The organism is Vibrio gigantis (genome assembly GCF_024347515.1).
Lineage (GTDB): Bacteria > Pseudomonadota > Gammaproteobacteria > Enterobacterales > Vibrionaceae > Vibrio > Vibrio gigantis.
On the sequence record NZ_AP025492.1, the window covers coordinates 1529580 to 1540362 of the forward strand.

The window sequence follows — 10783 nt, forward strand, 5'->3', positions numbered from 1 at the left end:
AATTACCAACGGGCTTGTTGTTAACGCAATAAGCCCGTTTTTTGTGTTTTGCTTATGTGTTAAGCAGAGAGTAACTCGTCTAACTTACTCTGATATTTTGCTTCGAGAGCGCGGTTACCCGCTTTGTTTTCAAGATCAACCAATATTTGAAGTGATGGAATTTGATAGCCATAGCGCTGGTGGAATTTGAATAAACGAAGTCGAGCATCGTTGTAATCGGCTTCACTTACTTCAATTTTAGAGAGCTGTAATATCGACTTTACTCGATTCGGGTCGTGGTCAATGGCTCGAGTGAAGTAGTACTTGGCTTGGTCTGTATTCCCTGCTTTGAACGCGCAAAAAGCGGCGTTCTCATAACTTGCAGACACTAAGTAGTAGTAGGGTTGGTCGATGGCACGGTTGAAGTATTTATCGGCTTGTTCATATTCGCCCTGTTTACACAAGAATGTACCGTAGTTGTTCAGTACATTGCCGTTTCTTGAATCGAGACTGAGTGCTTTGCGGTAAGTCATTCTTGCTTCGTCTATTTCGCCAACCTGTTCGTAATAATGTGCCATTGAAAGCCGAGCACGGTAGTAAGTAGGTGCATGTTTGATGGCTAGCTCTAGGTTTTCGCGGGCTCTCACCATATTGCCTTGCCCCATATAGCCTAAACCTAACTCAATTCGAGATTCAGACATCGCAATAGGATCACTTTCAATCTTTGGTGGGCCTTCGGTGACAGATACGCAACCAGCCAACGAAACAGAGGCGAGTAGTACGACGCTTGATAGCGAAATGGGGGATGATAACGAAACGGGGTTTGAGAATAACAGCTTGGCAGGCATGTGAAGCTCCTTATGAACACCAACCCATCATATGAAATCAAACCCATTGAAGTGGTAAATCTATTATGGAATGCGACCCATACACCATAAAAAAACCGCGTCAAATTCGTCGTTTTATCAACAACCTATTGGACACGGCTTTATGTGTTTTTGAATCGGAAGAAAGAACTTAATCGTCTTTGGTAAAGTTATCTTCGCTAAAATGATCCAGATCGTAAGGCGTTTGTTGGTAAACGCAGTAGTTTAGCCAGTTTGAGAACAGTAAGTGCCCATGGCTACGCCAGCTTGCGACAGGCTTGTTGTCTGGGTTGTTGTTCGGGTAGTAGTTGATTGGTATCACAGGCTCCATACCTTCACCTAAATCACGAATGTATTCATTGTGAAGTGTATGGGAGTCGTATTCAGGGTGACCCGTTACAAACACGTTTCGCTTATCTTTGGTCGCCGCTAGATATACACCCGCAACATCAGAAGTCGCAAGAACATCAAGGTCAGTATGCTCAGCTAAGTACTCCTGAGAGAAGTCTGCATAGCGAGAGTGCGGAGCTAAGAACGTATCGTCGAAGCCACGTAAAATTGGGTGGTATGGATTATGTATTTCGTGATTATAAACACCAGATAGCTTCTCTTTACGAGTGCGTTTTGGTAAATCATACAGTAATTTTAAACCAGCCTGAGCCGCCCAACATACATACAAGGTTGAGGTTACATGCTTGTTTGCCCATTCCATGATGGTCTTAAGGTGGTCCCAGTAGATCACATCTTCAAATTGAACCAAGCCAAGTGGTGCACCAGTGATGATCAATCCATCAAAGTTTCTTCCTTTAACCATTTCAAATTGGCGGTAGAAGTTATCAAGGTGTTCAGTCGGTGTGTTTTTACTTGGTCGGTCATCAATGCGTAGCAGCTCTACATCCACTTGCAACGGGCTGTTCGAGAGTAGGCGTAAAAATTGAGTTTCAGTTTCAATCTTCTTTGGCATTAGGTTGAGGATCAAGACTCGAAGTGGACGAATTTCCTGTGTCGATGCTCTTGATAGCGGCATAACGAAGATGTTTTCTTCACGAAGAACATCGGATGCTGGCAATTGGTCTGGAATGCGAATAGGCACAGCTTTCTCCCTAAGCTAGATATGTAGACGTCTATACATCTAAATCTATAGTAGTTTGATACGCTTGTCGATATGCAAAATGGCTAGATGTAAATTATTTGTGTTTTCTATCAGAAGCAATTGATCGGCTTCAAGGGGCATCTCATTATGTTGAACCGCTAACCGAGCAAGTGTTAAGTGCTTGGTTCTGTTATGTCGAACGAATCAGTTAACAGAGCAAGCAGTTAGCATTTAAGATAAACTCATGTTTTTGAATCAGCCTGTAAAGTGACAGATGAAGTTAATACTCATTCGAGGGCTGCCTGGTTCGGGCAAGTCAACAAAAGCAAAAAGTTACGATGCAATGCATGTCGAAGCTGATATGTATTATGTGGATGAGCAAGGTGAGTACCATTTTGATCCTAGACTCCTGCAACAAGCTCATGAATGGTGTCAGAACACGGCTGAAAACGGCTTAAAGCAAGGGCTTGATGTTGTTGTATCGAATACCTTCATCAAGCAATGGGAAATGAAGGCTTATCGTCAACTTGCACTTAAATACAACGCTGACTTGGTGATTGAAGTTTGCCGAGAGAACTATGGCACTATTCACAATATTGAACCTTCAGTGATCAAGCGAATGGCGAAAGATTGGCAAGAATAGCCTCAAGCTTGATTGGCTGAATGGCAAATAACATAAAATTAATAGAACAACACCAAGGTAACGATTGAAATGGCAAAGCGCTCTGTTGTGGTCGACATGACCTCTTATGGTATCTACTCTACATGGGATTCAAAATCTAAAGACCTCCCAAAAATCCAAGAGTTCACCACCATCGTTGATGCTGAAATCGACGTGGAATTTGGCTATATCCTGAATATCAAAAAAGCCAAAGGTGAGAAGATCCGTTACTGCATTTATCACCCGAACATCACCACAGACAAAGGTGAAGTGCTCGAACCGTTCGATGGCGAAGAGTATGTAGGCAACAACGATTGGGATTTCTACTTAGGCGACACTATCTGGGCTCCAGTCTCGAATAAACTCGGTAAATGGCGTATGACGGTTGAGTTAAAGGGTAACATCATCGCAGACAAGACATTCGACTTAGTAGCAAAAGACGAAGGCCAGTTTTGGAAGCGCAGAGGGTTCTAGCCCCGAACTTCTAGACAAATCTAAACAACAAAAAGCCGAGTCTAATATGGACTCGGCTTTTTGACATTAGCTAGGTGATATTCTTCATCTAGCTTAGAAGTAAGATTATTGTGTTACGTAAGCCACAACAAACTCAGTGATAGCAACCATGTCTTTCACTGCGATGTACTCTTCAGTGGTGTGAACTTTCGCCATACCTGTAGATAGGTTAACGGTTGTTAGACCTTTCGCATTGAAGTTGTTTGCATCACTACCGCCACCGGTGCGTTTGGTGTTTGCCGTTACGCCAAGCTTTTCAAACGCTGATTTGATCGAAAGAATATGCGGGTGATCGTCTGCAATAACGAATGCATCGTAAGCTCGAGTTGATTCGATTTCTACTTCAGCCCCGAATTGCTTTGCGCTCTCTTCAAACGTTGAAATCATATGTTCAACTTGCGCTGTTAGCTTTTCGCCGTTTAGGGAACGAGCTTCCGCAACCACTTTAAGCTCTGGCATTACGATGTTAGTCGCTTGACCGCCTTCAATAATACCAACGTTTGCTGTTGTTTCTTCATCGATACGAAGCAGGTTCATCTTGGTGATAGCGTCTGCTGCCACTTGAATCGCGCTGATGCCTTCTTCTGGTGCTAGACCAGCATGAGCAGGGCGACCTTTGATCTTAGCAACGATTTTCTGTTGGCCAGGTGCTGCATTTACAATAGTGCCGATCGGACCGCCCGTATCTAGTACAATAGCGTGCTCAGATTGAATGTAAGACATATCGAAGTTCAAAGAACCAAATAGACCGCCTTCTTCAAATACTGTGAATGCGATTTCAATGGTTTTGTGTGCTTGACCTTCAGCTTGAATGCAGCGTACCGCTTCCATGATTGCTGCAATACCAGACTTATCGTCACCGCCTAGAATTGTGCTGCCTTTAGAGCGGATGATACCGTCTTCGATGATTGGCTCAATGCCGATGCCTGGCGTTACAGTGTCCATGTGACAGCTGAACACTGTGCTACCAGGAAGAGTACCATCTAGACGAGCGTAGATGTTGAAACCGTTAGACACTTCTTCAGGAACCGCCAGTTTGTGAACTTCAAAACCCAGTTCACCGAGTTGCTCAGCCAACGCTTCAGCAATCGCTTTTTCGTTACGAGATTCACTATCAATTTTCACTAGATCGCAAAAATGTTCTACAAGACGTTGTTTATTAATTTGGGTCATTGTTATTTCTCATTATGCTTCCGCTTGTTCTAAAGAAGCCGCGGAGGTAGGAACAGGAAAATCAATATAACGCCATTTTGCAGTATGATTGTCTGCGTTAAATCAAGAAAGTCATCTGATTATTCTATTTAATGAGAAAAACACTACTCAGATCTACCAGTGCGCAGGATTTTAATCTGTATATCTGTCGGGTATAATGTTTAACCGCTTTTAAAAAATGTCGATGAAATTAGAATGCAATCAATAATGGCACAGATAAATGAATAGAAACAATGTGTTAGGTTCATTCCTTCTCGTCGTTCTGATGAGTGTTGTGCTTGGGCTGTATTTACTCTATCCAACTTATGACGACGATTTAAAACATATCCGCCCTGAAAACCCGAGTGCGTATAGCCCAGAGAAAGCATTATCACTTACTCAGTATGGCTCTGCACTGATTGATATTCTGGATGTGTCCCGTGGTGATCCTACTTTAGCCTCCCAGCAACTAGAGACTTTACAAACCAAGTTTCCAGAACAAGATAAAGCCATCTATCGTGCCTACGAGTTGATGATTTTGTCGAACCTCGCGCAACACAAACTGGATACCGAAGCCGTTTCGGAATACGTTAGACAGATTAAGACGCTGGCACAACAAGAACATATGGGGTGGTTAAAGGCTCAATCTCTAGTTGAATTGGCGATTGAACATATCAGTAAGGGTGAGCTAGCAGAATCTGAAATCCAAATTCGAGCAGCGATAGATATAGCTGAATCAATCCACTATGAAGAGTTGTTGATTAAGGCCTATAACACCGCCGGTGTCATCAACAATATCCGCAATGATTTTCCTGAAGCTCAATACTTTTTCCATAAAGGTTTAGACCTTGGCAAGAAGTACCCGCAACACATCTACAACAGTAAGTTGGTGTCAAACATGGCACTGCTTTATATCTATCTGGAAGACTGGCCTAAAGCGCTCAAGTTGATTAAAAGAGCCAAAAAACTCTATTACAAGAGTGGGCTACTCGAAGCTTCTACCATCGGTGTGCTGCATGTGAATGAGTCTTTTGCTTATTTGCGCGGTGGTGATTTGGTCAAAGGCCGAGAAGCGTATCAAAGTGCAGCCAAACTCAATGGCGATAACGTGAGTGAGCGATACAAAATCATTTTGTTAAAAGCAGAAAGTGACGTGTTGTTGGCGGAAAAGAACTTTGAGTCAGCACGAAAAGTGGCAAACCTGTGTCTTACCTATCCGGGAGTGGACAAATACACACTTCAATTGGGGCAGTGTTACTTGAATAGAGCCTTGGCAAATATCGGCTTGAACCGAGACAATTTCGTTTTTGCCGATCTTAAGCGATCATCTGCAATGTTCGATGTTGTGGGTACACGCAGCTGGAAAGTCCTCGGTTTAAGGACACTTGCTGAATATTACGATTCGAGAGGTGATAGCGAGAACGCACTTCACTATTTTAAGCTTTACTACAAAGGCAACAAAGCGCTGCTATTTGATAAACGCCAGAGTGATATCTTTTTGTTAGAGCAAGATTTTGCGACCGCATCATTAGCTCAAGAAAATGAACTGCTTAATGCCGAAAAAGAGCTTGGCGAGTTGACGTTAGATAAGCAGCAGCTACGAAATCGAATCGTTGTCGCGTTGGGTATCATGGTGATGATAAGTGCCGCGTTACTTTTGATAAGGTTGCGCTCGATCCAGAAAACCAATAAAGAGTTACTCCAGCAATCAACAAGATGCGAACTGACAGGCTTATACAATAGGCGTTACTTGGAACAACGGTTAACTCAGCAGATGCCACATCATTTGTCGCCGTTCGGCTATACGCTCGCTATTCTTGATCTAGACCGCTTCAAACAAGTGAATGACACTTATGGGCATGATATTGGTGACCAAGTGCTAGTGGAAGTTGCTAAGCGTTTAGAGAAAATCTTATCAACAAATGATGTAGTGGCGAGATGGGGTGGGGAAGAGTTCGTTTTATTGCTAGCTGGAAACCAAGCCCCTGATAAAGAGCTCGAGCGGATAAGACAAGCGATCGCTGACCAACCGATAGAGACACATTCTGGCCCATTAGAATTAACCACATCGATTGGTGCGACAGCTAACCTAACGGAACAACAGTTAAATAGTCGCACCTATAAGAAGTACTTGAAATCAGCAGATGATGCTTTGTATCAAGCTAAGCAATCTGGGCGTAATAAAGTCGTTATCGTTTGAGTGCCCAAGTGTGGTTTATCCCCGGTATTCAAAAACCCTGAACTTCAATAACTAAGCGAATAAGAGTGCTTATCTGAAATAATACAGCTATCTACTCTTATTCGCTTAATTCAAACAATGTTTGGCTTGGTGATTTATTTAGCGACACCTTGAAGCATTTCAACCAATTCACCTTCCGTCGCTGGTTCACTAGCGAGCTCAATCACCGCTGAAGCGCCGCCTTTTAACATATAGGCTTGGGTTCCGCAGTGGTCATAGTGGAACCATTTACCATTTACACATACGTCGGTATAACATCTTGGGTCTTGTTTGAGTTCCATAGCAACTTCCTTATTAACATTTGCCTAACGTTTTTTAGCCTAGTTGATCACAAATTAAGGTAAATTGATCTAAATCAATCTAGAGTGTAATTGATGTTTTGATTATCAAATAGGAGATGTGTGTCTAGCGAAGGAGCGACTTCTCAGTGATTACAGCGATCAAAGGTCATGATTTTGATTGGTAACTCTCGCTCTTTTACTTGCCAGGTGATGCTTTTCTACATACGCTAGCCATTCTCTTAATCCCTATACAGACGTGATTGTGTTGGAAAATGACTAATATCTTTATCGTTGTAATTGTTCTGGTTGTGTTCTTCTACTTTATTCAAAAGTATGTTGTGAAGCATGATGACACCAAAGATCATGCTTATCAGAAGAAAGGGGCGCTGATGTCTGCGCAACAGGCGACATTCTATAACGCGCTTAAATCTGCAGTGGGTAACCACGGGGAAGTGTTTGCTAAAGTCAGTATGTCGAACGTTCTTGTTCCGGCTAAGACGAACAACAAGAAGAATTGGTTTATCGCTAACAACAAGATCTCACGTAGCTATTTCGACTTTGTTGTTTGTGATCCGAGAACGCTAGAACCTCGCGTTATTATCGAACTTGATAACGGCAAAGAGCTCACTAAAGGGAAAGTCGACCGCGAAAAGCTACTTATTCACGTGTGTAAGTCAGCAGGTTTACCTCTGATTGGTGCATCTATTAAACACAGCTATCAAGTGAGTCGTTTGAAGAGGTTGCTGGCAGCGCACATTGATTTAATCGAGCCATCAAAAGAAGTGCGCTTCTGTAAGAAGTGTGGCAGCCCGATGATCATCAAACTGGCGAGTCAGGGGGATTATAAAGGGAGACGTTTCTTTACTTGTAGCCGCCAGCCAAACTGTACCTATACCGAAAACTACAACGTTGTATTCGATGTAGATGAGGAATAACACAAAATAGGGCATATCTTTGAGTGTGATGTAACTCAACTTTATTTACGTTTCACGTCTAAAAATTCAACGTATTGATGCGAATAAGAGCAAACGGTTGATTCAAGTGTAATTTCTACTTGCGCCGCAATAAATCAGTCGTTACTATCTTCCTCGTTCTAAAGGAATGCGTCCGTAGCTCAGTTGGTTAGAGTACCGCCTTGACATGGCGGGGGTCGGTGATTCGAGTTCACTCGGACGCACCATTCCTTCTTTAGTTTTTATTGCATAACTATTGAGTTTGTCACAATGGTAGTAATAAGAAATTAGAACACCGCCCGCTTAGCTCAGTTGGTTAGAGTACTTGCATGACATGCAAGGTGTCACTGGTTCGAGTCCAGTAGCGGGCACCAAATTCGTTCTTTATGAACAAGCAAAAAAGCCCACCTAGTGTGGGCTTTTTTGTGTCTAAAACTCCTCTCATAATTCCTATACAATCTTCTAGTTCTTATAAGCCCCTGAATGTCTTGCCAGCCGGCGTTGTAGCCTTAATGAGGCTTCGTGTGTCTCTGCAATCTGGGGTGAGTGTAGTCACTATCATTAGCGTTTCTCCTATTCATCTACATCGTTTGTATGAGGTTAACCGAAAGCTAAGTCGCCCCAGAACGACTAGACAGGTATAAACGTAAATAACCCGTAGCGATCAGTAAATGATGAGTAAGGCGACAAATACTCTTAAGTTATTTTTATCAATTAAATCGAAACAATAAAAGGTTATAGGTACCGTTGAGTTTTCATTGGTGAGCTATAGAATAAACAAAATATAACGACGTCAATTATATTTATTATCTATGGTTTATTTCGGAACTATATCAAGATGTATGGCTTTATTAGTATCAATCCCGAAGTTGGCTAATGTACCAGAACGTGATTACCAGATTTTAAGAGAGCGTTATTGAGCTAAATCAGCAACAAATGTTTGTTTATATTGAGTGCTGGTTTGTAGCTCCTTTTTAATCCACTGATTAAACAAGCTAAAGTCAGAATGTATTTGCCAGAAAAGTGATGCAATAACTCGTTTACCAAAAAAGTCAGGGTGATCGGTAATAACCTTAAGTTTATGTTCTTTGATATTACCTTCAATAAGAAACCCTGGTAGAAAGGCGATGCCTTTTTGAGCTTTACATAAATCGATGATGGTCCCTAAATCATCCAGTCGCCATAGGTTATATGCTGCGATGTTAGACAAGTTAAGCAGCTCTTCACAACCGTCCATTAATAGCACTCGCTGTGACGGTGCTTGAGACTTTAAGGTGACTAAGTCTTCATGAGCCACCCACCAGCAGTTAACGTGGAATAGCTCCTCGATGTTGAAGTCGTAATTGGTCTTGTGGTACGGATTACCCAACGCTAGGTCTATCTTCCCTTCGTTTATATAGTTACCTAATACGAAGCTGGGCTTCGTCACTACAAGTAAGTCAACATTCGGGAATGCTTCCGAGAATGCTAGTAGTGTCTTCTTTACGTTTTTATTGAACACCAATGGATCGATACCCACACGGTAAACTATCTGGTCGGATATATTCATCTGCTGGGCAACGGTGATTAATTCCCGATATTTTGATACCACGGGTAAAGATAATTGGAATAGGCGTTCCCCTTTCTCTGTTAACCAGACTTTAGAGTGCTCTCTATTAAATACGTTGAAACCTAAGTCTGACTCAAGATTTTGAACAGCTGTGCTAACTGTTGATTGTGATTTTCCAAGCTTGCGTGCAGCAGAGCTAAATGAACCTTCTTCAACTACTGCTATGAACGAAACAATATTTTCGAAATGTAGTTTCATGATTCTACTAACCTTTGACACAAAGAAATTATATTTATTATTGTTTGTTGATTCGAAGAACAATAGCGTGATGATACTTGTATTTCAACAGGTTTTATAATGAATAATAAAGCATAATAAATTATCAATTGGGTTATATCTAAAGGTTATATAAGTCGTATATAACAGAAAAGATTGAGCTACATCTTACTTTTTCAAGTTTATAAATTTAAATTAATATAGATTTCTGACAGTGATTTTAACTGTAACTCTTTGTTGAATATAGATTTGTTGTCTTTTTGTCTAATTTCACTATTTTTATTTTGATCAATTTTCGCTCTACCTATTGATAAAGTCGATAGGGGGTATTTTCCCCAGAGTGGGTGGGCTAATTATAATGGCGACGAATTTTCAACAGCCTTATAGGAACAAATAATGATTACTAAGCTATACGTGAAAACAAGCATGTTTTTATCACAATTCAAGAACGATGAGCGCGGTGTAACTGCGATTGAATATGGTCTTATTGCTGTTGCAATGGCTGTGTTAGTAACTACAGCAGTAGGCGCTGATGGCTTTATTGGCAAGCTAGAAGGTGCTTTTGAAGATGTAGCTACGGCTATTGATACAGCTAGCAGCTAACATCAAGCCTTATTGGCTAATGTAGAAGATATCGAAAGATATTTATGCCAGACCTATGTTTACATTGGTCTGGCTTGGTTAATTTACCGTGTGAAATAAGATTTGTTCCAACCAAACGTTAGGTGGTATTTCTAATTTTTAGTCATGAATTGTATTTAGTGACTTTGGCAATATTGAGTATATATGTGTCGGCTACTGATTTTCTATATCGTAAGATACAAAATTATGCCTTGTTTGCACTACTCATCTTGCAGTGTTTCATATCCCCATTAGATATCCAAATTATGAGTTTCTTACTGATGCTAGGTGGAGGACTTATTCTTTATAAGCTGATTTGGATTGGAGCGGGTGATATTAAATACGTCGTTATTTTGTCACTTACCATTCCTGTTAATGACTTATTATTGGCGTATATTCTGACGGCTTTTGCTGGTGGTATTTTAGCGCTTACTTATCTAATAAGTAAAAAATTAATAAGAGGAAATGCCCATAACCAAGAGGGTATTCCATATGGAATAGCAATTAGCATTGGATTTTACCTAGTAATTTTAACTCAATCTACGCCACATATATGAACCT

At 41.2% G+C, this 10783-nt stretch carries 11 protein-coding genes and 2 tRNA genes; 8 read left to right on the forward strand and 5 right to left on the reverse strand.

All coding sequences use genetic code 11. The features are described 5' to 3' along the window. Positions 1-59: 59 nt before the first annotated feature. Both pilW and metA read right to left on the reverse strand, forming a co-directional pair. A complete protein-coding gene (gene pilW / locus OCV56_RS06945; protein WP_086713250.1) occupies positions 60-827 on the reverse strand; it encodes a type IV pilus biogenesis/stability protein PilW in 768 nt (255 codons plus the stop codon). Between the two features lie 169 nt (positions 828-996). Further along, entirely contained in the window at positions 997-1938 is a 942-nt protein-coding gene (gene metA, locus OCV56_RS06950) for a homoserine O-acetyltransferase MetA (RefSeq protein ID WP_017059174.1), read from the reverse strand. A gap of 274 nt (positions 1939-2212) precedes the next feature. Here metA and OCV56_RS06955 point away from each other — a divergent pair, with 274 nt between their 5' ends. Continuing rightward, a complete protein-coding gene (locus tag OCV56_RS06955) occupies positions 2213-2581 on the forward strand; it encodes an ATP-binding protein (RefSeq protein ID WP_086713251.1) in 369 nt (122 codons plus the stop codon). Between the two features lie 69 nt (positions 2582-2650). Continuing rightward, on the forward strand, positions 2651-3073 hold the full coding sequence (locus tag OCV56_RS06960) for a DUF3859 domain-containing protein (RefSeq protein WP_048611912.1): 423 nt from the start codon (positions 2651-2653) through the stop codon (positions 3071-3073). A 105-nt stretch (positions 3074-3178) separates the two neighbouring features. Here the strand turns inward: OCV56_RS06960 and OCV56_RS06965 are convergent, their stop codons facing one another. Then, positions 3179-4285, reverse strand: coding sequence for a M20/M25/M40 family metallo-hydrolase (locus OCV56_RS06965; protein WP_086713252.1), 1107 nt, complete (start codon positions 4283-4285; stop codon positions 3179-3181). Positions 4286-4544: 259 nt separating this feature from the next. Between OCV56_RS06965 and OCV56_RS06970 the strand changes: the two genes are divergently transcribed. Further along, positions 4545-6503 carry a tetratricopeptide repeat-containing diguanylate cyclase gene (locus OCV56_RS06970; RefSeq protein ID WP_086713253.1) on the forward strand — a complete coding sequence of 653 codons (1959 nt, stop codon included), beginning with the start codon at positions 4545-4547 and terminating at the stop codon, positions 6501-6503. 134 nt (positions 6504-6637) lie between these two features. Here the strand turns inward: OCV56_RS06970 and OCV56_RS06975 are convergent, their stop codons facing one another. Then, positions 6638-6823 carry a hypothetical protein gene (locus OCV56_RS06975; RefSeq protein ID WP_086713254.1) on the reverse strand — a complete coding sequence of 62 codons (186 nt, stop codon included), beginning with the start codon at positions 6821-6823 and terminating at the stop codon, positions 6638-6640. Between the two features lie 272 nt (positions 6824-7095). On the opposite strand from OCV56_RS06975, the gene OCV56_RS06980 reads away from it, so the two are divergent. The 3 genes from OCV56_RS06980 (at position 7096) to OCV56_RS06990 (ending at position 8150) form a co-directional block, all read left to right on the forward strand. Further along, entirely contained in the window at positions 7096-7758 is a 663-nt protein-coding gene (locus OCV56_RS06980) for a DUF2726 domain-containing protein (RefSeq protein WP_086713255.1), read from the forward strand. Positions 7759-7926: 168 nt separating this feature from the next. Then, positions 7927-8003 (forward strand) — tRNA-Val (locus OCV56_RS06985). A gap of 70 nt (positions 8004-8073) precedes the next feature. Then, positions 8074-8150: transfer RNA gene (locus tag OCV56_RS06990), tRNA-Val, on the forward strand. A 539-nt stretch (positions 8151-8689) separates the two neighbouring features. Here OCV56_RS06990 and OCV56_RS06995 read toward each other — a convergent pair. Then, entirely contained in the window at positions 8690-9583 is an 894-nt protein-coding gene (locus OCV56_RS06995) for a LysR family transcriptional regulator (RefSeq protein ID WP_061018122.1), read from the reverse strand. A gap of 414 nt (positions 9584-9997) precedes the next feature. On the opposite strand from OCV56_RS06995, the gene OCV56_RS07000 reads away from it, so the two are divergent. Both OCV56_RS07000 and OCV56_RS07005 read left to right on the forward strand, forming a co-directional pair. Further along, positions 9998-10204, forward strand: coding sequence for a Flp family type IVb pilin (locus OCV56_RS07000; RefSeq protein WP_017080668.1), 207 nt, complete (start codon positions 9998-10000; stop codon positions 10202-10204). Between the two features lie 149 nt (positions 10205-10353). Next, complete coding sequence (locus tag OCV56_RS07005) at positions 10354-10779, forward strand: prepilin peptidase (protein WP_086713317.1); 426 nt, start codon at positions 10354-10356, stop codon at positions 10777-10779. Positions 10780-10783: the final 4 nt, after the last annotated feature.

What these genes read in the sequence shown, in the direction of transcription:
- pilW (WP_086713250.1), bottom strand. Translation starts at nt 827, where the DNA reads ATGCCTGCCAAGCTGTTATTCTCAAACCCCGTTTCGTTATCATCCCCC.
- OCV56_RS06955 (WP_086713251.1), top strand. Translation starts at nt 2,213, where the DNA reads ATGAAGTTAATACTCATTCGAGGGCTGCCTGGTTCGGGCAAGTCAACA.
- OCV56_RS06960 (WP_048611912.1), top strand. Translation starts at nt 2,651, where the DNA reads ATGGCAAAGCGCTCTGTTGTGGTCGACATGACCTCTTATGGTATCTAC.
- OCV56_RS06965 (WP_086713252.1), bottom strand. Translation starts at nt 4,285, where the DNA reads ATGACCCAAATTAATAAACAACGTCTTGTAGAACATTTTTGCGATCTA.
- OCV56_RS06970 (WP_086713253.1), top strand. Translation starts at nt 4,545, where the DNA reads ATGAATAGAAACAATGTGTTAGGTTCATTCCTTCTCGTCGTTCTGATG.
- OCV56_RS06975 (WP_086713254.1), bottom strand. Translation starts at nt 6,823, where the DNA reads ATGGAACTCAAACAAGACCCAAGATGTTATACCGACGTATGTGTAAAT.
- OCV56_RS06980 (WP_086713255.1), top strand. Translation starts at nt 7,096, where the DNA reads ATGACTAATATCTTTATCGTTGTAATTGTTCTGGTTGTGTTCTTCTAC.
- OCV56_RS06995 (WP_061018122.1), bottom strand. Translation starts at nt 9,583, where the DNA reads ATGAAACTACATTTCGAAAATATTGTTTCGTTCATAGCAGTAGTTGAA.
- OCV56_RS07000 (WP_017080668.1), top strand. Translation starts at nt 9,998, where the DNA reads ATGATTACTAAGCTATACGTGAAAACAAGCATGTTTTTATCACAATTC.